Consider the following 260-nt stretch of genomic DNA (forward strand, 5'->3'; position numbering starts at 1 on the left):
GGCCCTGGCCGCCGAGCATGTAGTACGCATGCTGAACATCGGCAGCAACGGCACCACCATGGTGTTCGAGCCGGCCTTTGTCCAGGCAGAGGTCGGCGACAGCGTGCGCTTTGTGCCGGAAACCGCCGGCCACTACGTGCGCAGCCTGGCCACCCCAGGCGGGGTCAGCCAGTGGAACAGCAGCGAAGACCAGCCCTACACCGTCAAGCTTGAGCAAGCCGGCCTGTACTTTTACATCTGCCCGCCGCATTTGATGATGG

General features: G+C 63.8%; 1 protein-coding gene. It reads left to right on the forward strand.

Features of this window, described 5'->3' with window-relative positions; genetic code table 11:
• The coding region (locus tag FLQ44_RS17790; RefSeq protein ID WP_240801330.1) for a plastocyanin/azurin family copper-binding protein at positions 1–260 on the forward strand (260 nt) is incomplete at both ends.

Source organism: Vogesella mureinivorans, assembly GCF_007644035.1.
GTDB lineage: Bacteria > Pseudomonadota > Gammaproteobacteria > Burkholderiales > Chromobacteriaceae > Vogesella > Vogesella mureinivorans.